This is a genomic window from Conexibacter sp. S30A1 (assembly GCF_023330665.1).
Lineage (GTDB): Bacteria > Actinomycetota > Thermoleophilia > Solirubrobacterales > Solirubrobacteraceae > Palsa-465.
Genome location: NZ_CP097127.1, coordinates 2,976,822 through 3,001,427, shown reverse-complemented (window position 1 = coordinate 3,001,427; position 24,606 = coordinate 2,976,822). Strand labels below are relative to the sequence as shown.

Below are 24,606 nucleotides of genomic sequence, written 5' to 3'. Positions count from 1 at the left end.
TGAGACGCTCCTGCGCTTCGGATGAACGAGAGCGCGGGAGAGCAACGAGGTGAATGAGGATCGTCGCCGGGAGATCGGCCTGTTTCGTTACACCCTGATTCGTGACGCCGCCGATGAGGGGTTGTCGAAAGCTGAGCGTGGCCGGCTCGTTCGGTCACTGGCTGGGCGTGAGCATGTCGGGCCTGATGGGCAGCTCGTCAGGGTCGCGCGCGGCACTCTGGATGAGTGGATTCGTGCTTATCGCCGCGGCGGGTTCGAGGCTTTGCTTCCCCGGCGGCGGGTCGTCCCGGTCAGGACACCGGCCGAGACATTGGAGCTGGCGTTCGCTTTGAAACGTGAGCGGCCGGAGCGAACCGCCGCGCAGGTCAGGCAGATCATGCTCGCCAGCGTCAAGGACGGTGAGGACGTGCCGGGGTTGCGGACATTGCAGACGCATCTGGCTCGTGCCGGGTTGAACGTCAGGGGTGATGGTCACACTGCAGGGAAGGTTTATGGCCGGTTCGAAGCCGCTGCCCGGAATGAGCTGTGGACTGGGGACGGGTTACATGGCCCCAGGCTCGCCGGCACCGCCGCGCGGGCGGTGCTCGTCGCGTTTATCGACGATCACTCTCGCCTGCTGACCGGGTGGCGGTGGGGGACCGGTGAGGATGTGTTCCGCCTCGAGGCCGCGCTCCGTGCCGGGTTGATGAGCCGTGGGGTGCCCGGCCAGATTTTGGTTGACCGCGGCTCGGCGTTCGTGTCCTCACAGCTATTTCGTGCGTGTGCGGTGCTTGGTGTGAGGCTGATTCACGCAAGCCCGAGGGCGGCGACAACGAAAGGGAAAATCGAACGCTTCTTCCGGACCGTGCGCGACCAGTTCCTGGTGGAGATCGATGATGGCATCGAGCTGGCGGAGCTGAACCGTCGGTTCTCCGCGTGGGTGGAGGTCGTTTATCACCGCCGGGTGCACTCAGAGACCAAGCAAGCCCCGCTGGCCCGGTTTGATGCGGCGGGCGCACCCCAGTTGCCGACCCCGGCGCTGTTGCGCGAAGCGTTTCTGTGGAGTCAGGAACGGACGGTCACGAAGACCGCGACCGTGTCGCTTTACGCCAACCAATACGAGGTCAACGCCGCGCTCGCCGGCTGCAAGGTCGAGTTGGTGTTCGACCCGTTCGATCTCACGATGATCGAGGTTCGCTACCAGCATCGCCCGATGGGGACCGCCACACCTTTGGTGATCGGCCGCCGCACCCACCCACAAGCCCAGCGGGAGCTGCCGCCACCACCGGCCGGCACAGGGATCGACTACCTGAAGCTGCTGGCTGAGCAGCGCGACGCTGAGCTGGGTGGTCAGCGGATCGACTACGCCAGCCTCACAAACAACGGCGACGGCGACGGCGACGGCGAGAAGGATCGTGACATCAACCAAAAGCAGGAGGGATGAGCAGTGAGTATTGACAGGTTGCGCGCCCATTACGGGTTCACACGCATGCCGTTCGGGAAGGATCTGGCACCGGGAATGTTGCATGCCCATGGCTCGCATGCTGAGGCGGTCGCCCGGATGGCGTGGTGCATCAGTGAGCAGGCGATCGGTGTGATCAGCGGGGAGTGCGGCGCCGGCAAAACTGTTGCTGCCCGCGCCGCTGTGGCGAGCCTTGATGCCTCAAGGCACACGGTGCTTTATCTCGGAACCCCCGGCGTCGGGTTGCGCGGTATCTACGGGCTGATCATCAACACCCTGGGCGCCACCCCTAGGTTCCATCACGCCGCTCTGATCCCCCAAGCCCAAGAGATGCTCGCCGCCGAGAGCGCGGAGCGTGGCAAGCATGTCGTGATCATCATTGATGAAGCCCATTTGCTTGACGCGGAGAGCCTGGAGGGGATCCGGTGTTTGTCAAACATGGGGATGGACCAGACCGCCCCGTTCTGTTTGCTTTTGCTCGGCCAACCCACACTTCGGCGTCGGCTGCGCAACGGCACGTTCACCGCGCTGGACCAGAGGATCGCGGTGCGTTACACGATCAACGGCCTCGACCTGAAAGAGACCCGAAGCTATGTGCAGCATCATTTGGCGCTCGCGGGCCGCTCGGACACCCTGTTCTCCGATGATGCGATCAGCCTGATCCACACCACGTCCCGTGGTCTGCCGAGGTTGATCAACAACCTCGCTGTCGCGGCGCTGGTTGCCGCGTTCGCGGCAAACAAGGCGATCGTGGATGAGAGCTCGGCACGGGTCGCCGTCACAGAGGTCTCAGCCGAATGACCGCCACCCTGTCGCTGCTTGACCCGCCACCGGAGGATCAGCCTACAAACAGCGGGCTGCTGCCAGCACCGCCAGGCTGGCCGCAAGCACCAGCACCCGCCGTCTACCACGAGCTGCTCGGCGAGATCGTGGGCCGCGTCGCCCCGCACACCGAGGCTGACCCGGTCGCGATCCTCACCCAGCTGCTGGTCGGGTTCGGTACCGCCATCGGTCGTGGCGCGTGGTTCCAAGTCGAAGCGACCCGCCATCACACCAACGAGTTCATGCTGCTGGTCGGTGACAGCGCGAAGGCGAGAAAGGGGTCATCTTGGGATCATGTCCGTCGGCTTCTGGTCAGTGTCGACACGTCGATCGACTCACGGATTCTCACCGGCCTATCCAGTGGCGAGGGGTTGATCTGGGCGGTCCGTGACCCAGCCGGCCAGGATCCCGGTCACCCTGATCAGCGGCTGCTGGTGATCGAACCAGAATTCGCGTCAGTATTGAAGGCCGCAAGCCGTGAGATCTCGACACTCTCACCAACTCTGCGCTCAGCGTGGGATGGACGGCCACTGGCGATCCTGACCCGCACCGCGCCGGCGCGCGCCAGCACCGCGCACATCACGCTAATCGGTCACATCACCCAACACGAGTTGCGCCGCCACATAACCCAGGCAGAGCTCTCCAACGGGTATCTGAACCGGATCCTGATCGTCTGCTGCCGCCGCCAGCGCCTGCTCCCAGAAGGCGGCGAACCTGACCCCCTCGCCGGCACCGGCCTTGATCGCCTGCTCGCCACGGCGCTACGCCAAGCACGCACAGCCGGCCAGATCAAGCTTGATCCCGACGCCCGGGAGATGTGGCATCACGCCTACCGCACACTCGCCCAGCCACAGGCCGGGATTATCGGCCAGATCACCGCCCGCGCCGAAGCGCACGTCATCCGCCTCGCGCTTCTCTACGCCCTCGCTGACGGCAAAACCCAGATCGGCAGCCCGCACCTGAGCGCCGCACTCGCGCTCCAGGACTACGCCACCCGGTCCGCAGCATGGGCGCTCACCGGTGCGACCGGTCAGCCACTCGCCGAACAGATCCACACCATCCTCACAAACCATCCCGGCGGACTGACCCGCAGCCAAATCAGCCAGACCCTCAACCACAACCAGCCCGCCGGGCAGATCGACCACGCCCTCCAAGCCCTGCACGCCGCCCACCGCGTCCACAGCACCCAGATCCCGACCGGCGGACGACCCGCCCAGCTCTGGGCCGCCAGCAGCAGCGGGACATAACCGGCCGGCTGCCTACCGCCACGCGCGAGTGGGTCGAATCGCTCGCCGAGCACCCGGCCGCGCCACCAGACCGGTCACTCAGAAACCTGAGCACCTCATGGCGAGCGATCAAAAGCGAAAGCGAAGCGGTCACAAACGCGCGACAAGCAACCGCAAGCCCACGACCCTGACCGCCCTTCATTGCGAGCCGATCAGCCGTCAGCCCGGGACCCCACCCCGGACTTACTTCTTCTTTCGTACCCCACCCCCCGATGCCGCCGAACAAAAGCATCACCGTCCCGAAAATCAACGGCGCTCAACAGCCAGAGCCTGAAACGGCCTCGCGGCACACACCGGCCCAACCCCACCCGCGCCGGACGGTCCGCCGCCCAACGGGCGCCGACGGGCGTCCGATCCCCCGACCCTTTACGCGACAGCCTCACCGCAAAGCGGGTCTGCGGATCGGTGTCGCGCCGCCCAGCTGCGCGAACCCGCGGACGGAGGCAAGCAGGGCTCTGCGACGGATCACGGGCGGCCTCCGACGCACGACGACGCGGCACGCCTCGCTGCTGGCGAGGAGCGGGTCGGTAGCCGCTTGCTGCCTGTAGCCCTGCTTTCTCGACGGCGCAGGCACCGTTCGCATCAGGGTGATTTCTGGTTCTCTGACTGGTCGAGTGACTGGGCACTAGGTGTTTGCTGCGAGCGCCGATGGGGGGCGATTGAGCGTGGCGCGGAAGTCGCGAGCCATGTGGGCTTGGTCGAAGTAACCAAGCTCGGCAGCGACCTGGGCGAGATTGGGGGCGGTCGGATCGACGAGGCGGTCAGCCGCTTGTTGGCGGCGGAACCGCTGCATGACTTCCTTGGGGCCGACGCCGACATGACAGGCGAGCAACCGCTGCAGCGTCCGCGAAGACATCGCGAAGTCCGCGGCCAGATCGGTGATGTGCGTGCCGGGTGGGGCCGTGCGCATCGCGTTGATGATGTCCATCGCCAGCGCTTGCTGGCGGTCAGATGGCGGGCGGCGTGTTCGCAGGAACGCGTTGACGGCACCGAGGATCGAGTCGAGGTCGGGAGCAGCGGCCAGGTCGGCGTCCAGTTGTTCGCCGCCGGGACCGAACGCGTTGGGTAGCGTCAATACGCGCCCGGTGAGCTGCGAGAGCGGCCCGGGCCAGAAGCCAGAGAACCCTCCGGGCCGGAATTTCGTGCCGATCACGATCCCCTTGCCCGACAGCTCGTGCAACGAACGGGCTGAGCCTGGACCGTAGAGCAGCCGACCGGCAGGCTCGAGCGTGAGATTGACCGACGGGTCAGGCAGGACCTCGTGGCGCAGTGGCGGCAGCCCGCGTCGGTCCCAGCGCACAACCCAGTGCTGCTCAACGATGTCGGCGAGATCCGGCTCGGGCGCGAAACGAACCATCCCCGCGACCCGAGTGGCCGAACGCGGAGTGATCAGAGAGGCTGTCATCTCGTCGCATTTTTCCAAGCCACGCCGCCACAGACGATGGCACCCTGTGATCTATGAGCCACACCACACCAACCAACACGCTCGGGATCGTGCAACGCACCGACTTCGTGTCGATCCCCGTCCAGGACATGCAGCGCGCAAAAGTCTTCTACCGCGACACGCTCGGCATGAGCAGCCCCGACTGGAACGCTAACTGGCCAGAGATCGAGACCGGCAACGTCTCGCTGTACCTCGTCGACCCCACCCAGATGGGCACCTCTTTTGCGCCACACACCGCGCCCTTGGCTCTCCGCGTCGCGGATGTCGCCGAAGCCAAGCGGACGCTTGAGCAGCGTGGCGTTGCATTCACCGGCGAGCACGACAGCGGCGTGTGCAACATGGCCTTTTTCAACGACCCTGAAGGCAACGCCCTCATGCTCCACCGCCGATACGCCCCCTGAAGCGCAGGCCGCACCAACCTCTAAAGAGATGGCAACCGCCCGGGACGAACCAATTCTCGAGCTGCGCGATGGCGTCGCGTGGCAACGATGGTTGAACGTCAATCATGCGCTAGCGGCAGGCGTCTGGCTCAAGATCGCCAAGAAAGGCTCGCCGAAGGCGACCGTCACGCAGGCGGAGGCGATCGAAGAGGCGATCTGCTTCGGCTGGATCGACGGACAACTTGCCCGCCACGACGAGCACTTCTACCTCCAGCGCTTTACGCCTCGACGACCTGCCAGCAAGTGGTCGGCGGTCAACCGTGAGCGCGCCCTGCGGCTGATTGCCGAAGGGCGCATGCAGCCGGCCGGTCTGGCGGAATTCCAGGCCGCGAAGGTCGACGGACGACTCGATGACGCCTACGCCCCGCAGAGCACAGCAACGGTTCCAGAGGACCTGCGGGCAGCGCTGCACGAACACCCCGAGGCACGGGAGTTCTTTGACACGCTCACACGCGGCGAGCGGTACAAGTTCCTTTACCGGCTGCACCACACCAAAGACCCCAAACGCCGTGCCGAACGGATCACGGACTACGTCCGTCTTCTAAACCAGCGCAAGACGCTGACGCGCGACTGATCTCTCCGGGCTGCCTGCACGCTCCCGCACCCGAGCGTGAGCAGCACCGGCAATGCGAGCTCCCGGTTTTGCCAGAGACCAGGAGCCGCCGTGCGACCTTTGCCGCTTGCTCGACAGGCCAGCCTTCACGAACCGCAAAAACCCGCGCGCTGCGCCGGTCGAGACTTCTCCTCTCGACCGGATCCAGCAGCGCCGCGCCGGCCTGCTTTCGGTTCCCGGCGGGTCTCCTCCTCCGTGCCGGCGCGACCTCCCTCTGCGCGGGAAGGGCGCCTCGGCCGTGGTCCCAGCGTCCTTGATGTCATCGGTGCCACGACAGTCCCCGAGATCCGCACAAGGCAGGTGCGTCGCGGGGTGCGTGACGAGTCTGGCCGAATGGTGAGAGCAGGTGACGGTCCTTGATGGATGCTCGCGGCTGATCCCCACGGCACTCGATCAGGTGGTGCTCCGCTTTCCGACGTATTCGTTCACGCGATCGATCTGCCCGTCCTGGTTGACGTGGTAAACGAAACAGACCGGGACGACGAACGATTTCCCGCTCATCGCCCAGCCGACGATCTTCGCAAGACCACTGGTGATGATCGGGCGACCTCCAGTCAGCCGCCGGGCAAAAGCTTTGGCGTGGTTTGGGTCGATGGTCCCGCGGCTGGTGTATTCGTAGACGCCTGACTCGGTGGTGCTGAACTCGCCACGGACGTCGGGCCGCTCGCGGGTCGCGGCCGCGTCGAAGCCTGCGCGGATAAAGCCGATGACCTCATCACGTCCCCGGAACACAGCGCCTTGCGTGACCACGCTCCAAACGCAGCCAGGCGCGATCGTCGTCGCCAGCACAGACCACTCGCCCGACTGCCCGGCCTTCAGTTGCCGGTCCCATACCTCGGCGGCGAGGATCGGGGTCTGTTCGGGAGAGCTCACAGTCGGGCGCGCAGTTCGTGGATGTCGATACCGGCGAGCTCCAGGGCCCGAGGCACGCGGCCGTGTTCAGCACTGATGACGCCGAGCAGGAGGTTCAGCGCCGTGAGGCGCCGCTGGCCGCGCTTGGCTGTGATCCTGAGTGCACGCTCGATGGCCAGTTTTGCCGATGTGCCGAGCTTCGCGTCACCCCTCGCAGCGGACCCTGTTAGGTCGTACTGGGATCGATCGATGCCCACGGCGGCAAGACTGCGCTCCTCCTCGAGCGCGAGCGCGTCAGCTATCTCATCATGATCGAGACCAAGCTTGCGGGCCTCGGGCCTGCGGCTGAGCGCCAGCAACAGATGCTCAGCCTCGATCGCTGTCACGCCGGCCGCTTGCGCCTCTTTGCGAGCAGCTTCGACGCTCGTTCGCGTGTCACTCGCGAACCTTTCAAACATCTGTAGCTCCTCTCGATCTGGCAGCGAACCGCCGCGCATGCTTCTTATGCGCCGCCTGCCGGGTCACACCGAGGGCTTCCGCGATCTCGGTGAACGACCAGCCAACAGCCAGAGCCCGCTCAACAGCCGCGCCCTCCACTCGATCAGCCAGTCGACGGAGCGCTCCGACCGCCGCGAGAGCATCGGCGGGATCTTCGGGGAATGTGGGCGGCGCGCCGACCATGTTGTCAACCTTAGTTGGCAGCAGTCGAGCTGTCAACCTGGGTTGGCGATGCTGGTCTGTGAACGGTCCTCGCCACCATCCGCTGCCGGCACTTCAGGGCTATCGTCGAGCCGCACCGGAGTAGCGTCGCAGAGCGAACGCAGGCCTCGACGGCTGACACACCAGAGACGCGCAATTCGCCAGCAGCGCAACCGGCAGCCGTCTTCGGCCCAGGCTATGCCGCGAACGTCAACCAGAAGTAGCGCGTATTCATGAAAGCAAGGGCACGGTTGCGAGCCGCCATCGGACAGTGCGAGAGACCCGCAAGATCCGAACGCAGGGCAGACGCGCCTGTTCGCCGCTTCGCGCGGAAAGCGCGCAATCCGCTGACTATTGCTTTCGCCGGAGAGTCCGATCGACCGTGGCTATCGCAAAGGCGACCAAGCGCGCGTCCTGGTTCTGGCGAGGAGGAGGGACGAGTCGCTGTTGGAAGCTGGTTGTGCTTTTGTGCGGCTTCGGGCACGTGCTGCGCTCGCGGCGAGGCTCGGCACGTTGACAGTCCCTGGCAATATCTGCATATGCACACGCTTTCCTGCGGCCGGCGACGTCGCGAGTTAGCTCGTACTCTGAGCCTCGGCGCAGCCGTGATGCTCCTGACGGTGTGCGCCTGGGGGTTGGTGTGCCCTCGCACCGCTCGTGCTGATGCTGTACCGGCGTGCGCGTCCCGGTCGGTACGCCCGTTGCTCGAGAGTCCGGAGGGCGCAGCAGGGCAAGCGGTCGTATTCATCGCCGTAAGGAACAGCGGGGTGGCGTGTCATCTGCGGGCTGTGCTCAGCTTCGCAGTGCTCGAGAACGGACATCTCGCAACCGTGCGCGAGAACCCGCTCAGCTACCGCGTGCATCGGGACCTGGGGCACGGCAAGACAGTGCTCTTCGACGTCTGGTGGTCTAACTGGTGCGGTAGCCGCCGTGGCTCCAGGTTCACGGCCCGGGTCAGCCTCGGGCACTCACGAGCCGTGAGCCGCTACCCCCTGCTACCGGTCTGCCTCAGCCGCGTAAGCGGCTCGCGGCTCACCGCGCGCTCTCAGTGACAGAGGGACGCGCGCCGACACCTGCTTCCAGATGGCGAGAGGTGTCTCGAGCGACCTGCCCCCGAGAGACGCACAATGCGCGGAACGGGAGGGCGTGGCGCTCTTCCGAAGGATCAAAGCTTCAGCTCGAAGACCTGGCCATTCCAGCCACCGGGCGCGTCAACGGTGTAGGTGTCGGAGCGAACGAACCCCTGTCGCTCATACCATGCCACCAGGTCGGGAGCGTCCGCCCAGCAGTCGACTCGCAGCACCTCCGATCCGTTGTCCCGGGCGTCGCTCACCGCGCGGCTGACCAGGCTCGAGCCGATGCCGTGTCCAGCTGCGTCGCGATCGCTGATCAGGAGCAGCAAGTAGGTCTCACGCAGGACGGTCGGGCGAACATGCGCCGGGGGCTCGCCAACGATCACACTCGCGCCGACAGGCCGGCCGTCACATTCCGCGATCCTGAGGCCGGTGCCCCGGACCCATTGACGGACCATCTCCCGGTGCCGTGGCTGCTGAGACGCAGGCTCTACACCCCATTGCTGCGACTGCCCACGTTTGACCATCCACCTGATCGCTTGGTCCCACATCGCCAGCAACGCAACGTCATCGGTCGAGCGGCCGTCACGAATCTGAATGGGGGGTCTTCCGGCATTGATGTGGGTACGGTGACCGCCGGATTCAGGGTTTGAGCAGGCGTTTGGCTGTCTGAGGCAGTTCGCGCAGGTTGCGCACGGCTGGGCGACACGCCCGCTGCCCTCGTGGCAGGCTGCTGGCTGTTAGAGGTCAAGCGGCTTGCAAGGAGGGACAGCGTGCGTGTCACGACAGCATTTTCCAGGCTTCTGCGGCTTTCGGGCGTGTGGGTCCGTGACGTCCAGTTCGAGCCTGACCGGGTGGTCGTGGAGGTGGCGCTCTGCCGCCGGCGGCTGATCTGTCCGGAGTGCGGGTATGCGACCGTGGCGCGCAAGGACACGCGGCCGCAGCACTCGGTCTGGCGGCACTTGGATCTCGGGGTCTGGCGTTTGGAGGTCCATTGCCGGCGTCGGCGGCTGTGGTGCCCGGTGCATGGGGCGCGGACCGAGCAGGTGCCGTTCGCGCGTGCGGGGTCGCAGTTCACGCGCGACTTCGAGGGTCTGGTCGCGTGGCTTGCCACAAGGACCGACAAGAGCACGATCAGGCGGATGCTCAGGATCGACTGGGACACGGTCGGGCGGATCATCGAGCGTGTCTGCGAACAGGAGCTTGACGGCGACCGTCTGGAGGATCTCTATGACATCGGGGTGGATGAGGTCAGCTGGAAGCGCCAGCACAACTACCTCACCTTGGTCGCCTGTCATCAGCGCCGCCAGGTCGTGTGGGGGTGCGAGGGCAAGGGGCAGGCCGCCGCCGATGCCTTCTTCGATGCGCTCGATCCACCGCTCGAGGACCCACGACTCGAGCACACCGACCGGCCGTCGTGGGAGCCGCCGCCAGCGATCATGGTGCCATTCGGCCCGTGCCCGACAGTGCCTGCCGGTCATGGCATCCACGGCGCCTGGCTAAAGCCCGGCGTGGAGATCGATCCGGTCGTCTTCTCGCGCGCGTCCAGGCTGCGGGCCGTGTCGATGGACATGACCGGCGGATACGCCAAGAGCGTCCGCACCAACGCCCCGCAGGCGACGATCTGCATCGACCCCTATCACGTGGTGGCGCTCGCTAACCAGGCGCTTGACGAGGTCCGCCGCTCATACTGGAACGAGCTGCGCTCCCTCGGCGACCAGAACGCCGCTAAGCGCTTCAAGGACGCCCGCTGGTCGCTCTTGAAGAAGCCTGAGAAGCTCACCGACACCCAAGCCGCGACCCTCTCCCGGCTCAAAGCCGCCGGCGGGGAGGTATGGCGCGCCTACGAGCTCAAAGAAGCGGTCCGTGGCATCTTCCAGGCAGGACTGGACCTCGACGACGTCACCGTGCTGATCGACCGGCTCCTGTCGCGTCTGTCCCGCAGCCGGCTTACGCCATTCGTCAAGCTCGGCAAAACGATCCGCAAACACCGCGACGGGATCCTCGCCGCGATCCGCCTCGGGATCAACCAAGGCCGCACCGAAGCGCTCAACAACAAGGTCCGGCTCATCACCAGACGCGCCTACGGCTTCCACAGCGCCAAAGCCGTGCTCGCGCTCGTGCTGCTCACCTGCGGCCCGATCACCCTTCACCTACCACACGAACTACACGCACACGAGACCGGGTGACAGTTGACCACATTCATGCCGAGAGAGCCTGAATGGGCGCGTTCACCGCCGCAACCGTAGCGACCCGCTTCCGCATTTCGACAGGCATCTTGCAAGCCGGTCCAGGGGCTCTGCTGCGCGCGGGAAGTGCGTTTCTCAGCTGGCAAGGTTGCGCTTGTTGGCTGAGGCAACTCCTTCGATCTGAGACGCTGTTTGCGTGAAGGTCATCACGAGGCGAGCCCTGCCGTCCGATGCCGATTCGATCTCAGGTCTCTACCTGCTGGCACGTCGAGCGGCCGCGATCGCGGGGACGGTCCCCGCGCTCGTACATGACGATGATGGCGTCCGACGCTGGGTGGCTGACCGTGTCGTGCCGAGCCTTGAGTGCTGGATAGCCGATTACTCGGACCGTGCCATGGTGGGGATGCTGGTACTCGACCAGGACTGGATCGACCACCTCTATGTCGCGCCAGACCTGACCGGCCGGGAAATCGGCTCAGAGCTGATCACAGTCGCCAAGCGTGAACGCCCAGCCGGCCTGCAGCTCTGGACCTTCGTCTCCAACACGGGGGCACAGCGGTTCTACTCCCAGCACGGCTTCCGGGAACTCCAGCGCACCGACGGCAGCGGCAACGAGGAGCGCGCCCCGGACATCCACTACGCCTGGCAGGGCCCGAGCCCAGTCCTGCTTAGTTCATGAGAGGAGTACCGCACTCACCGCGATGCTGCTCTCGCTATGCGCGGATCTGAGGGAACGAGCGCGGGACACCTCAGGCGTCCGTTACCTATGCAGCACCGAGCGTAATCGCGGAGCGAGCAACCCCAACCTCCGACACGCAGGCGGCGCTGGACCACCAGTGCCGCGCTATCGCTTCGACCCGCGACGAGGGCGTCACGTTAACTGTGTAAGCGTGGTTTCTTCAGGTTAACAGTTACTCGGGTTTCGCACTTTTGGGCCTGTAGCGGCATAGCGGCGTAGCAGGTGGTGGTGGACGGGGCCGTGGCGGGCTGGTGTGGCCTGTTGGCGCGGTGTCGGGGAAGGAGCATCGGCGGCTTGCGCGAAAGCGGTTGCTGTCAACATAACCCGTCCGTCGCGGCCAAGGGGAGGCACGCTGCGCGGCTTCTCTTGGAGGCTGCCGCCGATGCTCTGCGTCCCATCTTCGCTGAACGAGCTGCTTGTCCTGTTTGAGTCGTGTTTCACCCGTCCCACGTTTGAGACGTTCCGGGGGGTGTTGGTCGGTCAGGTCTCGCAGACCTCTCTGCGGTGCGTGACCGGGATGCTGACAGGCTCAAGGCTGTCGGGGGTGTGGCATCACGCGCGTTGCCACCGGTTCTTCGCCAATGCCCGCTGGTCCGTGGACGAGCTCGGGTTACGGCTCGCCTGCCTGATCGTTGAGCGCTTCACAGAACCGGGTGCGAGCGTGCTGGTCGCGGTCGACGACACGCTCCTGAAACGCAGGGGACGCCGGATCCACGGCACCTTCTGGCATCACGACGCGACCGCCAACAGCCGCTCAGGCTCGGTCGCGTGGGGGAACAACTGGATCGTGGCCGGGATCTGTGTCAAGCTGCCGTTCCTGCAGCGCACCGTATGTTTGCCGGTCCTGTTCCGGCTCTGGCAGCCGCGGCGCGAACAGTTCGTCAAGCAGCACAAGCCCGATCCTGAGCGGCCCGGGAAGGTCAAGCTGGCCAGGGAGATAGTCTGCCTGCTCGCCAAACGGCTGCCGGATCGCCAGATCAACGTGGTCGGTGACAGCGCCTACATCAGCCAGGCGTGGCGTGCTGCACCCAAGCGGGTGACGATCACATCGAGGCTGCGTAGCAACGCGGTGATCTACGCCCCTGCGCCGCCGCGCACCGGCAAACGCGGCCGGCCACGCAAATGGGGCAAACAGCTTGAAAGCGTTCAACAGATCGCAGCCGACCCCGCCACCGAATGGGTAAAGACGACCGTCAGGCGCTACAGCAAAACCGAGACGCTCGAGCTGGCTGAGATCAACTGCCTGTGGGAGCCGCTCGGCGCCGAAACCCCGGTCCGTGTGATCCTCGTCAAAGACGACACCAAGCCGTGCGGCTACCAGATCGCGCTGATCACCACCGACCTTCACGCCACCGCCGCGCAGATCGTCGAACGCTACGCAGACCGCTGGCCGATCGAAGTCGCCTTCCAGGACGGCAAAGAACTGTTCGGCGTCGGTGATGCCCGCAACCGGACCGAGAAAGCCGTGCAACGGACCGTCCCATTCCAGTTCTTGGCGATGGACCTCACGATCATCTGGTACGCGCTCTACGGACATCACCCCGACATCGTCACAGAGCATCGCGCCCGCGCCCCCTGGTACCTCTCCAAGACCACCCCATCATTCCAGGACATGCTCGCCAAGCTACGACGAGTGATCATCGCCACCCAATTTCAACCCGAACAGGCCCGAACCCCCACAACCCAGGAAATCAACCAAGTCCAGCAAGCATGGGCAGCCGCCGGCCTATGAACTGCGAAACCCGAGCAGTTACTCTCGTCGTGTCAATGGGTGGTGGTCAGCTTGCGTCCGGGATCCGGTCACCGAAGTGGATCTTGAGCGCTAGCAGCGCGGCTGTCCAGTTCCGGCAGCGGGTCCATTGCGGGACGGCGTTCTGGAGGCAGAGGTAGACGAGCTTGCGGGCTGAGTCCTCGTTGGGGAAGCTGCCCTTGGTTTTGATGGCTTTGCGTAGCTGCCGGTTGAGCGCCTCGATCGCGTTGGTGGTGTAGATGATCCGGCGGACCTCGGCGGGGAAGGCGAGGAACGGTGTGATGTGCTCCCAGGCGGCGGTCCACTGCCGGGTGATGATCGGGAAGCGCGCTCCCCACTTCTCATCGAAGGCCTCCAGTGCGGCCCATGCCTGCTCGGCGTTGATCGCGGTGTAGATCGGTTTGAGGTCGCGGGCGACTTGCTCACGGTCGCGTCTGGGCACGTATTTGAGACTTGAGCGGATCATGTGCACGATGCATGTCTGGACCGTGGTCTTCGGGAAGATCGCCTCGATCGCCTCAGGGAACCCTGTGAGCCCGTCGACACAGCAGATCAGGATGTCGCGCACACCACGGGTCTTCAGGTCGTTGAGCGCCTGCATCCAGAACTTCGCGCCCTCCGTCTCCTGAAACCACATGCCGAGCACGTCCCGGTCGCCGTCCAGGGTGATCCCGAGCGCTATGTAGAGCGCTTTGTGCCCGACGCTGCCACCATCACGGATCTTGAGCACCATGCAGTCCAAAAACACGACGGGGTAGATCGTCTCAAGCGGCCGTTTGGCCCACTCACGCACGTCGTCTGCGACCTGGTCGGTCACGCGGCTTATCAGCTCACGGCTCACACCCGTGCCGTAGAGCTCTTGCATGTAGCCCTCGATGTCACGGGTCGACAGGCCACGGCTGTAGAGCGCGAGGATCTTCTGATCGATCCCGGCAAGGCGCCGCTGACGCTTCTTGACGATCTGCGGCTCAAACGTGCCTGCCCGGTCCCTGGGCGCGTCGATCACGATCTTGCCGTGATCGCTCACGAGCGTCTTTACGCTCGTCCCGTTGCGCTGGTTGGCCGCGCCGCCAGCGGGCTCCTGGTGGGGCTCATAGCCGACATGGCAGGTCAGCTCCGCGTTCATCGCACGCTCCACCAGCCGTTTAGTCAGCCGGCCAAGAACCCCGCCTGACCCAAGGATCTCCTCCTCGGTCCTGGCGCCAGCCAGCAGCTCGTCGATCACCTCGTCGGAGATCAAGGACTCCTCAACGCCCCCAACCGCGCAACGGACCCGCCGACGCGCGATCGCGCGCTCGACCGCCTCCTCGAGCCCCGGCACCGGCCGCGCCGCGCCTGGGTTGGGCGGCTCGTCGCTTCGCTCCTCCCCGCCCAACCCAGGCGCGGGAGACATCACCCCGAACGGGGGCTGGGCCAACAACACATCACTGCTCATGGTCTTCGTCGTGGTAGGCATGCGATCTCCTTCGCTGATGCCTACACAGTTCCTGTGACGATCCCAGCCAGAGAGCGAGCGGGCGCAATCCCGGTCCGGTCGGGGCGGGTTGTCATTGCTTTGCACTCGCTGCCGGAAGCGCTGTCGCAAGGAGCGCGGAGATCTCGACCACCTGCTGGGTGTCCAGCTTTCCCGGGCGGGCAGCGAGTTTGGCGATGTGCACCGGGTCGTCGACGCTGATTCGTCCTTCGCGTGCGCGGCTGTAGTGAAAGAGGCTGCGGCGCATGAATGGGAAGCAGAGCGCGCCGACAACCGGCACGTTCTCATGACCGTGGCGGTCGAGGACCGCAGCGACCTGTTTGACTTGGCGTTCGACGGCGTCGAGTTGGCTCGTGCGGTCGCGTCCGTTGATCAGCAGTTGCTCTCGGCGGTTCATGATCCCGGTCGTTGACAGCTGCACTTGACCGCGGCTGCTCTTGGTGTCGATCACTGTGACGCCGCCAGGGCCGATGGCGATGTGGTCGATGTTTGCGCGGCCGTGACCGGGGATCCTCCGGTCGTGAATCACAATCACACTTGTGCGGCGCAGGCGTAGGTCGAGCACTTGTGCTGTTGCGGCTTCGCCTTCGGCTCCTTGCTGCCAGGCGTGGATGTTTTGCGGCTCGCCAGCCAGGGCCGCGACCAGTGAGCCGAGAGGCCCGTATCGCTTGCGCACGTGATCGCGCCGGGCTTGCGCTCGTCGTTCGTATTCGCGCCGGGCGCTGGCACCGGCGGCGTTGCTGTCGGGCTTGGTCTCGGCCCGCGACATTTCTTGACCGTAGCTCTCGCTCCGGCAGATCACATCTCGTCGTGGCGGGCATCTGTCTTTCACAGTTCCTCCGGGTCGATCTCTTGATTGCGCAGGCCTTCGTGGTTCTCCTCGCCGGGCGTAGGGGCCAGGTCCGGCAGTGCGTTCTCGGCGTGCACGGCGATCTCGCAGGCATGTCGTCGACCTGTCGGATCGATCCTTGCGGGCGTTTGTTGTGGCAGCACGAACGGCTCGATGTTGGCGATCGCAGGATCGCCGGCAAACGGCGTGTAGATCACGGCCTGTCCTCGCCGCAGGGCGCTGAACACGTCGGAGCCGATCCGGAACTCGCGCACACGCCTGGCGCTGCCGCGCCCGGCGTGCCGGCTGCCGTCGGTTGCCTGTGTCTGCTGCCAGAGCGCGCGGGTGCCCATCAGCTTCGCCAGCCAGTCCCGGCTCTCCGGCGCCGTTTGGCGGTGCGCAACGATCCCAGAGAAGTTGTCGGTCAGGCTCGCCAGAAGCCCGGGTTGCGCGCTGAGCGCCTCAATGTCGGCGGCCGACTGGGTGATGACTACGACCTGACCGCCGTGGGAGCGGGCGCGTTGCAGGATCGCTACACCGCGTTGGGCGGCCATCTTGATCACCGCACCGAACTCGTCAAGCAGGAGCGTCCAGGGCGCACCGGCCTGCTCAGCGGCATCGTGCAGGTCGGCGAGCGCGAGGACTGACAGGGCTGCGGCTTCGTCGGGCATCGTGTCGGCATGGGTGCGCCACATCACTACCGCCCGCTGTCTGAGTGCCTCGACAAGCCGTACCGCGACCGTCTCCCCATCGCCTGTTACGCGCGGCGTGACGAGCTGCCGGCCGGCCAACGCAAGTGCAACCTCAAGCCGGTTCGCCCCACCGGCGAGGTCCTTGAGTCCCTGCGGGCTGTGAACGTAGCGCCCGTGCTCGGTGGCGCGCCGGATCAGCTGCGCACGCTGCACGGACAGCTGTTCGGCGATCGCGAGGATCGAGGGGTAGCGCAGCGGCTGGCAGCAGTCGATCAGGAACGGAACCGACGGTGGCCAGCGGTCCGAGGCGTGCAACACCTTGCAGACGATGTCCAGGTGGCGGCGCAGCGCGTCGTAGTAGTAGGGCTCGGATTGGCGCACCGGTTCAACGCACCGCGCGGCAACACCGTCGGGCGTGCCCCACAGCGGCTGCCACCGATCGGTCGCGTGATCCTGGGAGTCAAACAGGATGAACGGCACCCCGGCCGCGGCGGCCAGCAGCTTCATCTGCTCGACGTCCTCCTCATCGCCTTTCTGATCCAGTACCAACAGTGCGGCGTGCTGTGCCAGTGTTCGCCCAGCGATCAATCTCCTGGCTGTGGTCGTCTTGCCAGCGCCGGTAGCACCGAACATCACGACATGCTGCCCGTCACCGAGCGGAAGCCGCGGGCCGCGGTCGCGCTCGCTTGTCATTGAGACGTAGGCGATAGCACTCGGCCATGGTCGTTCGCGAACGAGTTCTCCCTGCCCTCGCAGATACACGCGTCCCTGATCAGGGCGGGCGGGCGCTGGCTGCCAGATCCAGCGTCTTGTGAGTTCGTGGTTGCGCAACTCCTCTCCCGCCCCGAGATCGCTTATCCGCCAGCGCCGTCCCGCCGCAGCACCGGCCACCCCCGGCGCCGCTGCCGGCAGCAGCACGATCACCGCCGTCCACCACCGAGCAGCAACAACCGCGCCAAGCGCCACGACCGAGATCACGGCGAGCCCGTAAAGGTTCAGTGCCGACAGACTCGTGTAGCGGCGCAGAAGCCAGGCGCCGGCGACGCCACCGCCACCTGTGAGAAGCGCGATCGCCAGGTCGATGACGATCAATCGAGACTGAAGCATCAGCTCACCGCCCGCGTCACCACCGACGGCGGTTCATGCAACCGGTCTGCACGCGCGGCGCGCGCGGCGTTGCGGACACTGTCAAGCAGCTCGACGCGAAGCGTCTTGCGGGCGACCTCAAGCCCGAAATCTGCGCCCTCACGCCTGACCCTGTCGGCGAGCTTCGAAGGGCCACACACGTAGATCACCGCTGTGGTCTTCCGCGCCGCGATCCATGAGGCGTGCAACGCCATGATCGCGCGCAGCCGCTTCAGCGACTTTGCCGCGAGCTCAACCTCAACAGGCAACACGGGGCCATCAGCCGTCAGCCCCACGAGCAGGTCCGGGCGATGCCCGCGGCGACGCAACCCATCGCGCTCGAGCCACTCCAGCTCGCCACGCCAGGACCGGTCCGTCAACAGCTCCCGCTCGCCGATCACGTGACGGCCCCTCGCGGTCATCCACGCAGCCGTCCAGGCACACGCCTCCAAATGCGCCCAGGATGTCGGTGCTGGTTGCCTTGGAAACGCCACGGCCAACACGCCGGCCGCCTCAACCCCCGCATGCGTGGCATACAGCAGAGAGCCGTGCCCGTGCCGGGTGCGGCAGCTGCCTGCAAGCCCGGCCCCAACAAGCCGCGCGCCGTGCGAGAACGCCGTTGCAGGCGCCCACCCCATCGCCACCCCCCAAGCCTCATACGGCGATGCACCGACCCCCGCAAGCCAACGCAGCCCAGCCATCGACGCCTCCCCAGGACCCACCGCGCGACCCACTCACACCACCCCCCGGCACCCATCCTGATCACAGCCCCGACCTTCCACGGATCCGTCACCGCAACCCCATAACTGAAGTAGCTGCAGCTGAAATCCGTTCCCTCTGTACTCCTTGTTGCTTGCAGCATTCGGTCCACTTGGCTGCTGCACACATCCGATTTGCTCCCGCCCCCGCCAGCACCTCTCATCTCCACAGGCCCGAGTCCGACTACCCGCAACCCACCCCACTGAACTTCCACGTGGGGGGCGGGTAGTCGGACTCGGGCGCACCACCAAACCCCAGTGCTGGCGGGGGCGGGACGGCAGCCAGCTACAGAACCGCACTCTGTAGTTCGCTCTGTAGCCAGCTATGTAGCCTGGGCATGCCGCCCCGGGACTGCCACCGGCGTCCGCTCCCCGCCGGCCGCTCATCGCGCCCGTCATCACAGCCCCTCCTGGTGCTCGTCAAGACGCTTGCGACGGATCATCTCCGCGACACCATCAGCTGTCTGAGGCCCTTCCTCGAGAAGCGCGATCAGCAGCTCGGTGAGGCTCGGCTTCCGCAACCTGGGATGCCGGTGCTTGACCTCGTCAATGAGCGCGCCGAAGCGGTCATGGAGGTCGACCGGGAGGCGGAAGTTGAAGAGGTTGGTGCTCCCGTAGTCTGACGACGGGTAGCGCCTTGGAGGCCGCGCGGCCTCCTCGCCAGCGACGGTCGCCAGCCTCTCGCGAGTTCCTTCCTGCGGCCGCGTTCGAGGCGGGCGACGCGCCGGGCGCGGGCTGTCGGGGGTGATCTCATTCTCGGTCGCGTCGACCTGAGTCGACGGTTCGGAGACCTTCGGATCCAGGTACGGGGCGTCGCTGATGCCGGTTGGCACCGGGGCGCTCATGCCGGGTATCAGCCGTCGTCGGACCGACGGCATCTCCGCTGCCGAGCTCATCGGTCGACCTCTGTGAGCAGTAGTCCGGCGAGCTGCCGGTAGGCATGGGTCACCATTGAGTCCGGCTCCAGCACGGCCGTCGGCGCCGAGTGCCGCGGAGCCGACGCAACCCGCACAGCCCGCGGCACCCACACCGGCAGCACTCGCATCTGATCGGTCATCATCCTTGCGGCCGCTTCTCGTGTAACCCGCCAGCGCCGCTCGCTCGCGGCGATCAGGACACCCAGGATGCGCAAGTCCGGAAGCTCATCCTCGACCAGGTCGTAGACCTTGCCAGCGCCGCGAACGTCGAGGTCGGCGGCCAACGCGGGGATCACCAGGCCATCGGCTGCGTGCACCGCCATCCCCGACAGGACCCCGCGCCCTGGAGGTGTGTCCAGAAGGATCAGATCGAACCGATCACGCAGCGGTTCAAGAACTTCCCGCAACCGATCCTGGTACTCCGGACCAGCTGTCGTTCGTAGCTCTGCAGCTACGTCTGCCAGCTCATCGGTCGCGGGGATGATCCGCAGCCGATCGCGCCACGCCACCTCGGGCGCTATACGGTCTCGGAGCGCCCGAGGTGGGGTGTAGCGATGAGCAGCCTCGGGATGGGCGAGTAGATCCTCCAGCCGCTCCGAAGGCAGGTCCTCACCCCACCCGAACGTCTCAGACAGGTTCGCCTGCGGGTCGCAATCGACGAGCAGCACCCGCCGGCCAGCTTCAGCGAACATCGCGCCAAGGTTCGCCGTCGATGTCGTCTTCGTGACGCCGCCCTTGTGATTCGCAAGCACGATCACGAACGCACCCGTGTCGATACGCACACCTCTACCGTCGTCTTTACGCCCGTCTACGCGACCGTCTTTACGCCCGTCTACATGTGCGCCGGGATCGGCGTCTACACACTCGTCTTCGTGTATGTCTGGATGGATGGATGTACCGGTCGCCATGAGCGCTCCTTGTGATCGTTAGTGGTGAGGTCAAGGACAGGGCTCGATGCACCGGCCCAGCGGCAGCACGACTCGAGCCGGACAGAGCCCGGAAAACGCACCGCCGCAACACCGGCGACCAGTCAACCCCCGTGTGGTTAGAAGCCCGACGATGGAGCCGCCAGGGCTACATGGGATCGCTGCGGACTCCGGCGAGATCGCCCGCGATGGGCGAGCGTCAGACGGCGGAGCGTCGGCCCGAGCCGCGCCGAATGTGCCGTCGGAAGTTTCTGGGCCAGTGACTCGATTTACTGGCCCAGAAAGGCCTGGGCTGCTCGCAAATAGCGGACAACATGACCGCACAACATGATCCATCCCAGGCAACTTTTGCCCTGGAAAGGGCCAGTTTTGAACACCGAGGATTCCTCTCCTGAAAATCGTGGTGTCCCCGGTTCAAGTCCGGGTCTCGCCATCCAGCTCGGGTTTCGCAGTTCATAGGCCGGCGGCTGCCCATGCTTGCTGGACTTGGTTGATTTCCTGGGTTGTGGGGTTCGGGCCTGTTCGGGTTGAAATTGGGTGGCGATGATCACTCGTCGTAGCTTGGCGAGCATGTCCTGGAATGATGGGGTGGTCTTGGAGACATACCAGGGGGCGCGGGCGCGATGCTCTGTGACGATGTCGGGGTGATGTCCGTAGAGCGCGTACCAGATGATCGTGAGGTCCATCGCCAAGAACTGGAATGGGACGGTCCGTTGCACGGCTTTCTCGGTCCGGTTGCGGGCATCACCGACGCCGAACAGTTCTTTGCCGTCCTGGAAGGCGACTTCGATCGGCCAGCGGTCTGCGTAGCGTTCGACGATCTGCGCGGCGGTGGCGTGAAGGTCGGTGGTGATCAGCGCGATCTGGTAGCCGCACGGCTTGGTGTCGTCTTTGACGAGGATCACACGGACCGGGGTTTCGGCGCCGAGCGGCTCCCACAGGCAGTTGATCTCAGCCAGCTCGAGCGTCTCGGTTTTGCTGTAGCGCCTGACGGTCGTCTTTACCCATTCGGTGGCGGGGTCGGCTGCGATCTGTTGAAGGCTTTCAAGCTGTTTGCCCCATTTGCGTGGCCGGCCGCGTTTGCCGGTGCGCGGCGGCGCAGGGGCGTAGATCACCGCGTTGCTACGCAGCCTCGATGTGATCGTCACCCGCTTGGGTGCAGCACGCCACGCCTGGCTGATGTAGGCGCTGTCACCGACCACGTTGATCTGGCGATCCGGCAGCCGTTTGGCGAGCAGGCAGACCATCGCCCTGGCCAGCTTGACCTTCCCGGGCCGCTCAGGATCGGGCTTGTGCTGCTTGACGAACTGTTCGCGCCGCGGCTGCCAGAGCCGGAACAGGACCGGCAAACATACGGTGCGCTGCAGGAACGGCAGCTTGACACAGATCCCGGCCACGATCCAGTTGTTCCCCCACGCGACCGAGCCTGAGCGGCTGTTGGCGGTCGCGTCGTGATGCCAGAAGGTGCCGTGGATCCGGCGTCCCCTGCGTTTCAGGAGCGTGTCGTCGACCGCGACCAGCACGCTCGCACCCGGTTCTGTGAACCGCTCAACGATCAGGCAGGCGAGCCGTAACCCGAGCTCGTCCACGGACCAGCGGGCATTGGCGAAGAACCGGTGGCAACGCGCGTGATGCCACACCCCCGACAGCCTTGAGCCTGTCAGCATCCCGGTCACGCACCGCAGAGAGGTCTGCGAGACCTGACCGACCAACACCCCCCGGAACGTCTCAAACGTGGGACGGGTGAAACACGACTCAAACAGGACAAGCAGCTCGTTCAGCGAAGATGGGACGCAGAGCATCGGCGGCAGCCTCCAAGAGAAGCCGCGCAGCGTGCCTCCCCTTGGCCGCGACGGACGGGTTATGTTGACAGCAACCGCTTTCGCGCAAGCCGCCGATGCTCCTTCCCCGACACCGCGCCAACAGGCCACACCAGCCCGCCACGGCCCCGCCCACCACCACCACCTGCTACGCCGCTATGCCGCTACAGGCCCAAAAGTGCGAAACCCGAGATCCAGTAAAGGCGGGGGGTTTCGCGTTACGACCCCGACGCAGCCTCGGCACCGACGTCCCGAGAACGTTCCGGAGATTTCCGCCGAGCCTTCTGAGTCTGTTCCTCAGCGGCCAGTTACGCCAGCGACCGTGCGCCCGCATGAGCGATGGCGGACACCATCGCCGCCGGTTAGAGCTTGTCGCCATCTGAGAGGCGGGCTCTGATCGCTTCTGCCTGGGAAGGAACAAGGCAGACGATTACCCACTGCCGCTGCCCCAACGGCTCCCGCAAGGGGCTGAAAGCATTCGCGACGCCGTCCTGTAACACGACCAGTCGTCTGCGGACGCGGTTGCCTGCGCCACGTTCAACCTCGCACGATGTGACGATCTTCGCTACGACATCAAGGGCGACGCGCTGACGCGCGCCACCGGACGGCACTTGAAGGACGGAGTATCTTGATCTCATGGCAACGCGCACCATCAACCTGCCACTCGACGAGGCTCTGGTCGAGCGAGTCCGCAAAGCTGGCCCCACGCCCGACGTGATCAGTGACGTTGATGCAGTCGAACGCGCGCTCGCGATCTATCTCGGCGACCTGGCAATCGAAGCCGCCCAGGCCGCAGAGCCGCTCGACGAAGACGAGGCCGAACACCTCGCCGTCGAAGAGCTGCACGCGATGCGCCGCGAACGACGCGACGCGGCTTGATCGCAGCCGTCGTAGACCCCAGCGTTCTCGTCGCGGGCTTCATAGGCGATTCAAGCGCGTCACCTGGCCGCATCCGGTCCGCATGGCGCGAAGAGCGGTTCACACTCGTGATCTCGCCGAATCTCATTGCGGAGGTTGAAGACGTCCTGAGCCGCCGTAAGTTCGATCGGTGGGCTCGCGATGGCCAGGGCAGTGCCTACGTAGCCATCGTCTCGGCCATCGGCGCCACGTACCCTGACCCGCCGACTCCAGCCAGCGAAGTCCGCGACCCCAAAGATGACTATCTGGTCGCCCTGGCAAGAGCGACTGGCACGAGCGTGATCGTCTCAGTCGATCTAGATCTGCTTGAAGCCGATCTACCCGGAATCGCGGTGTACCGGCCACGCGCCTTCCTCGAACTGCTGGACCGAGCCTGAAGGGCCCACCGGCAGGCTGAGACGTCCCCAAAGCGTCCCCGACCAACCACACGAGCGACGACTGCGACGTCCGGCACCCCGGCTCACCGCCCGGTTTTACTGCACCCACGCGTCGCCGATATCACGCTTTCGTTCCGGCTACGACTGAAAATCGTGGTGTCCCCGGTTCAAGTCCGGGTCTCGCCATACGACGAAATCCCTGGGTTCCAGAGGCGACTGACAAGGCGGCGTCGTGTCCGGTCGGCTGGGCTGGCCGCAGCTTGTGCTTCGCTGCCACCGGTCAACCCAGCCACCTCGCCGCCTGGGAAGACCCGCTCACGCTCGCCGGCAGCGTGGCTGATATTGAGTCCGCACCGAGCTAGCCTGGGCGGTCGACGTACCACGTGATCCTTGACAGCAGCGGCAACCTTGTCGAGTCCTTCGATGAGGAGCGACAGGCCCGCGCGACGCTTGAGCAGATCGTCGGTGAGGCGCCGGAGGCGGCAGAGCACCTCGCCCTGGTGACCTACGACGAGCACGGCGAACCCGTCGGCGACGCGATCACGTTCAGCACACACGCCGCCACTCGCTGAACCAGCCGCCCAGACGGTCAGCAGCACCGCCACGGTAGCGCCCAGGACCGCGAGCTCGCGCACACGCCGGCGCCGTCTCGCGTCCGGTCGGTGGCGTACAAACGTGGGCATGATCGACGAGCGCTTACTCAACAGGGTTCGGGAGTTGCGAGCACAGGGCTACGCGCCGGCGGAAGTCGCACGCGCGCTGGCGATCAGCAAGAGCGAGGCCACACAGCTCATAAGGGCGGTTGCAGCCGAGTCGCAGGGCGCGGCGTCCGGTCGAGCCGCCGATCGGGTCAGATGCTGGATCAACCCAGGCTGGCGGCAAGGGCTCAGGATCGACGGTCACGATGATTGGCCGGACGAGGAGGACGACGCTCAAGTCGGTGGCATCGCCGTCGTAATGACCGCGAGACCGTGCGGACGCGACCAGCTGCAGGTCTGCACCTTTCTGGTGGACACCTGGTGCCTTGGCGTCAAGAACGCGATGGGACCGCAGCGGATGCGGACCCGTGAGTTCGACGCAGCCAGGCTGCATCACTATGAACCGTGGCACTCCCAGGGCCTCGCGGTACCGCTCGAGATGGGGCAGCACCTGGTGCTCGGTGCCGTCGAGTTCGCGCGCGAGCTCGGCTTCGAGCCCCACCCGGACTTCAGGCGCGCTTGCCCTGCGCTGGGCAGCTGGTCAGGACCAAGCGCGATCACGTTCGGCAAGGACGGCAGGCCCCACTACGTCAGCGGGCCCTACGACGATCCGCAACGCGTGCTCGCGACGCTGGAACGTGCCGTGGGCCGTGGCGGCTTCCATTACTCAGCCGTCCTCATCGACACGGGCGAGGATCTGAGCCAAGCGGCATAGCGCGCCGCG

25 protein-coding genes are annotated in these 24,606 nt (G+C 65.7%); 13 read left to right on the top strand and 12 right to left on the bottom strand.

The window, feature by feature from the left end:
* Positions 1-49 precede the first annotated feature (49 nt).
* Genes M3M54_RS14380 through M3M54_RS14370 form a run of 3 tightly spaced genes read left to right on the top strand, consistent with a single transcriptional unit; the run spans position 50 to position 3,510 of the window.
* A complete protein-coding gene (locus M3M54_RS14380; protein WP_249019414.1) occupies positions 50-1,423 on the top strand; it encodes a DDE-type integrase/transposase/recombinase in 1,374 nt (457 codons plus the stop codon).
* A gap of 3 nt (positions 1,424-1,426) precedes the next feature.
* The gene (locus M3M54_RS14375) at positions 1,427-2,242 is read left to right on the top strand and encodes an ExeA family protein (RefSeq protein WP_249019415.1); all 816 of its coding nucleotides are present in this window, start codon (positions 1,427-1,429) and stop codon (positions 2,240-2,242) included.
* Positions 2,239-3,510: a YfjI family protein gene (locus M3M54_RS14370; RefSeq protein ID WP_249019416.1), complete on the top strand. Its 1,272-nt coding sequence runs from the start codon at positions 2,239-2,241 to the stop codon at positions 3,508-3,510. Before M3M54_RS14375 ends, M3M54_RS14370 begins: the two co-directional genes overlap by 4 nt.
* 664 nt (positions 3,511-4,174) lie before the next feature.
* On the opposite strand, the gene M3M54_RS14365 is transcribed toward M3M54_RS14370, so the two are convergent.
* Complete coding sequence (locus M3M54_RS14365; RefSeq protein ID WP_249019724.1) at positions 4,175-4,954, bottom strand: helix-turn-helix domain-containing protein; 780 nt, start codon at positions 4,952-4,954, stop codon at positions 4,175-4,177.
* A 53-nt stretch (positions 4,955-5,007) separates the two neighbouring features.
* On the opposite strand from M3M54_RS14365, the gene M3M54_RS14360 reads away from it, so the two are divergent.
* Positions 5,008-5,394 carry a VOC family protein gene (locus tag M3M54_RS14360; RefSeq protein ID WP_249019723.1) on the top strand — a complete coding sequence of 129 codons (387 nt, stop codon included), beginning with the start codon at positions 5,008-5,010 and terminating at the stop codon, positions 5,392-5,394.
* 28 nt (positions 5,395-5,422) lie between these two features.
* Positions 5,423-6,007, top strand: coding sequence for a YdeI family protein (locus M3M54_RS14355; protein ID WP_249019722.1), 585 nt, complete (start codon positions 5,423-5,425; stop codon positions 6,005-6,007).
* A 432-nt stretch (positions 6,008-6,439) separates the two neighbouring features.
* Here the strand turns inward: M3M54_RS14355 and M3M54_RS14350 are convergent, their stop codons facing one another.
* From M3M54_RS14350 to M3M54_RS17080, 3 genes are all read right to left on the bottom strand, one after another.
* Positions 6,440-6,835: a hypothetical protein gene (locus M3M54_RS14350; RefSeq protein WP_249019721.1), complete on the bottom strand. Its 396-nt coding sequence runs from the start codon at positions 6,833-6,835 to the stop codon at positions 6,440-6,442.
* Positions 6,836-6,915: 80 nt separating this feature from the next.
* Positions 6,916-7,356, bottom strand: a complete 441-nt coding sequence (locus tag M3M54_RS14345; protein ID WP_249019720.1) for a Clp protease N-terminal domain-containing protein — start codon at positions 7,354-7,356, stop codon at positions 6,916-6,918.
* Positions 7,349-7,579 carry a hypothetical protein gene (locus tag M3M54_RS17080; protein ID WP_371878598.1) on the bottom strand — a complete coding sequence of 77 codons (231 nt, stop codon included), beginning with the start codon at positions 7,577-7,579 and terminating at the stop codon, positions 7,349-7,351. Before M3M54_RS17080 ends, M3M54_RS14345 begins: the two co-directional genes overlap by 8 nt.
* 806 nt (positions 7,580-8,385) lie before the next feature.
* Between M3M54_RS17080 and M3M54_RS14340 the strand changes: the two genes are divergently transcribed.
* Positions 8,386-8,649 carry a hypothetical protein gene (locus M3M54_RS14340; RefSeq protein ID WP_249019719.1) on the top strand — a complete coding sequence of 88 codons (264 nt, stop codon included), beginning with the start codon at positions 8,386-8,388 and terminating at the stop codon, positions 8,647-8,649.
* A 113-nt stretch (positions 8,650-8,762) separates the two neighbouring features.
* On the opposite strand, the gene M3M54_RS14335 is transcribed toward M3M54_RS14340, so the two are convergent.
* Positions 8,763-9,197 (bottom strand): GNAT family N-acetyltransferase, encoded by a 435-nt coding sequence (locus M3M54_RS14335; protein WP_256465786.1) that lies wholly within the window; start codon positions 9,195-9,197, stop codon positions 8,763-8,765.
* A 246-nt stretch (positions 9,198-9,443) separates the two neighbouring features.
* Between M3M54_RS14335 and M3M54_RS14330 the strand changes: the two genes are divergently transcribed.
* The 3 genes from M3M54_RS14330 (at position 9,444) to M3M54_RS14320 (ending at position 13,330) form a co-directional block, all read left to right on the top strand.
* The gene (locus tag M3M54_RS14330) at positions 9,444-10,859 is read left to right on the top strand and encodes a transposase (RefSeq protein ID WP_249019717.1); all 1,416 of its coding nucleotides are present in this window, start codon (positions 9,444-9,446) and stop codon (positions 10,857-10,859) included.
* Positions 10,860-11,055: 196 nt separating this feature from the next.
* Positions 11,056-11,538, top strand: coding sequence for a GNAT family N-acetyltransferase (locus tag M3M54_RS14325; protein WP_249019716.1), 483 nt, complete (start codon positions 11,056-11,058; stop codon positions 11,536-11,538).
* A 442-nt stretch (positions 11,539-11,980) separates the two neighbouring features.
* Positions 11,981-13,330 (top strand): transposase, encoded by a 1,350-nt coding sequence (locus M3M54_RS14320; protein WP_249018800.1) that lies wholly within the window; start codon positions 11,981-11,983, stop codon positions 13,328-13,330.
* 46 nt (positions 13,331-13,376) lie between these two features.
* On the opposite strand, the gene M3M54_RS14315 is transcribed toward M3M54_RS14320, so the two are convergent.
* The 7 genes from M3M54_RS14315 to M3M54_RS14285 all read right to left on the bottom strand — a co-directional run bounded on the left by M3M54_RS14315 (position 13,377) and on the right by M3M54_RS14285 (position 21,871).
* Positions 13,377-14,804 carry an IS256 family transposase gene (locus M3M54_RS14315; protein ID WP_249019252.1) on the bottom strand — a complete coding sequence of 476 codons (1,428 nt, stop codon included), beginning with the start codon at positions 14,802-14,804 and terminating at the stop codon, positions 13,377-13,379.
* Between the two features lie 91 nt (positions 14,805-14,895).
* Complete coding sequence (locus tag M3M54_RS14310; RefSeq protein ID WP_249019715.1) at positions 14,896-15,591, bottom strand: nuclease-related domain-containing protein; 696 nt, start codon at positions 15,589-15,591, stop codon at positions 14,896-14,898.
* A gap of 59 nt (positions 15,592-15,650) precedes the next feature.
* Positions 15,651-17,450, bottom strand: coding sequence for a TraM recognition domain-containing protein (locus tag M3M54_RS14305; protein ID WP_249019714.1), 1,800 nt, complete (start codon positions 17,448-17,450; stop codon positions 15,651-15,653).
* A complete protein-coding gene (locus M3M54_RS14300) occupies positions 17,450-18,169 on the bottom strand; it encodes a hypothetical protein (protein ID WP_249019713.1) in 720 nt (239 codons plus the stop codon). Before M3M54_RS14300 ends, M3M54_RS14305 begins: the two co-directional genes overlap by 1 nt.
* 455 nt (positions 18,170-18,624) lie before the next feature.
* Positions 18,625-19,122 (bottom strand): hypothetical protein, encoded by a 498-nt coding sequence (locus tag M3M54_RS14295; protein ID WP_249019712.1) that lies wholly within the window; start codon positions 19,120-19,122, stop codon positions 18,625-18,627.
* Complete coding sequence (locus M3M54_RS14290) at positions 19,119-19,925, bottom strand: ParA family protein (RefSeq protein WP_249019711.1); 807 nt, start codon at positions 19,923-19,925, stop codon at positions 19,119-19,121. Before M3M54_RS14290 ends, M3M54_RS14295 begins: the two co-directional genes overlap by 4 nt.
* Before the next feature lie 413 nt (positions 19,926-20,338).
* Positions 20,339-21,871: a transposase gene (locus M3M54_RS14285; protein WP_249019710.1), complete on the bottom strand. Its 1,533-nt coding sequence runs from the start codon at positions 21,869-21,871 to the stop codon at positions 20,339-20,341.
* A gap of 654 nt (positions 21,872-22,525) precedes the next feature.
* On the opposite strand from M3M54_RS14285, the gene M3M54_RS14280 reads away from it, so the two are divergent.
* The 4 genes from M3M54_RS14280 to M3M54_RS14265 all read left to right on the top strand — a co-directional run bounded on the left by M3M54_RS14280 (position 22,526) and on the right by M3M54_RS14265 (position 24,597).
* Positions 22,526-22,768, top strand: a complete 243-nt coding sequence (locus M3M54_RS14280; RefSeq protein ID WP_249019709.1) for a hypothetical protein — start codon at positions 22,526-22,528, stop codon at positions 22,766-22,768.
* Complete coding sequence (locus M3M54_RS14275) at positions 22,765-23,184, top strand: putative toxin-antitoxin system toxin component, PIN family (protein WP_249019708.1); 420 nt, start codon at positions 22,765-22,767, stop codon at positions 23,182-23,184. The genes M3M54_RS14280 and M3M54_RS14275 overlap by 4 nt, the downstream gene beginning before the upstream one ends.
* A gap of 383 nt (positions 23,185-23,567) precedes the next feature.
* Positions 23,568-23,756 (top strand): hypothetical protein, encoded by a 189-nt coding sequence (locus tag M3M54_RS14270; RefSeq protein WP_249019707.1) that lies wholly within the window; start codon positions 23,568-23,570, stop codon positions 23,754-23,756.
* A gap of 109 nt (positions 23,757-23,865) precedes the next feature.
* A complete protein-coding gene (locus tag M3M54_RS14265) occupies positions 23,866-24,597 on the top strand; it encodes a hypothetical protein (RefSeq protein WP_249019706.1) in 732 nt (243 codons plus the stop codon).
* Positions 24,598-24,606 lie beyond the last annotated feature (9 nt).

Coding starts and splice junctions, on each gene's coding strand:
- M3M54_RS14295 (WP_249019712.1), bottom strand. CDS start 19,122: ATGAGCTCGGCAGCGGAGATGCCGTCGGTCCGACGACGGCTGATACCC.
- M3M54_RS14285 (WP_249019710.1), bottom strand. CDS start 21,871: ATGCTCTGCGTCCCATCTTCGCTGAACGAGCTGCTTGTCCTGTTTGAG.
- M3M54_RS14300 (WP_249019713.1), bottom strand. CDS start 18,169: ATGGCTGGGCTGCGTTGGCTTGCGGGGGTCGGTGCATCGCCGTATGAG.
- M3M54_RS17080 (WP_371878598.1), bottom strand. CDS start 7,579: ATGGTCGGCGCGCCGCCCACATTCCCCGAAGATCCCGCCGATGCTCTC.
- M3M54_RS14360 (WP_249019723.1), top strand. CDS start 5,008: ATGAGCCACACCACACCAACCAACACGCTCGGGATCGTGCAACGCACC.
- M3M54_RS14335 (WP_256465786.1), bottom strand. CDS start 9,197: ATGGTCAAACGTGGGCAGTCGCAGCAATGGGGTGTAGAGCCTGCGTCT.
- M3M54_RS14280 (WP_249019709.1), top strand. CDS start 22,526: ATGGCAACGCGCACCATCAACCTGCCACTCGACGAGGCTCTGGTCGAG.
- M3M54_RS14310 (WP_249019715.1), bottom strand. CDS start 15,591: ATGTCGCGGGCCGAGACCAAGCCCGACAGCAACGCCGCCGGTGCCAGC.
- M3M54_RS14265 (WP_249019706.1), top strand. CDS start 23,866: ATGATCGACGAGCGCTTACTCAACAGGGTTCGGGAGTTGCGAGCACAG.
- M3M54_RS14315 (WP_249019252.1), bottom strand. CDS start 14,804: ATGCCTACCACGACGAAGACCATGAGCAGTGATGTGTTGTTGGCCCAG.
- M3M54_RS14305 (WP_249019714.1), bottom strand. CDS start 17,450: ATGCTTCAGTCTCGATTGATCGTCATCGACCTGGCGATCGCGCTTCTC.
- M3M54_RS14365 (WP_249019724.1), bottom strand. CDS start 4,954: ATGACAGCCTCTCTGATCACTCCGCGTTCGGCCACTCGGGTCGCGGGG.
- M3M54_RS14345 (WP_249019720.1), bottom strand. CDS start 7,356: ATGTTTGAAAGGTTCGCGAGTGACACGCGAACGAGCGTCGAAGCTGCT.
- M3M54_RS14320 (WP_249018800.1), top strand. CDS start 11,981: ATGCTCTGCGTCCCATCTTCGCTGAACGAGCTGCTTGTCCTGTTTGAG.
- M3M54_RS14355 (WP_249019722.1), top strand. CDS start 5,423: ATGGCAACCGCCCGGGACGAACCAATTCTCGAGCTGCGCGATGGCGTC.
- M3M54_RS14370 (WP_249019416.1), top strand. CDS start 2,239: ATGACCGCCACCCTGTCGCTGCTTGACCCGCCACCGGAGGATCAGCCT.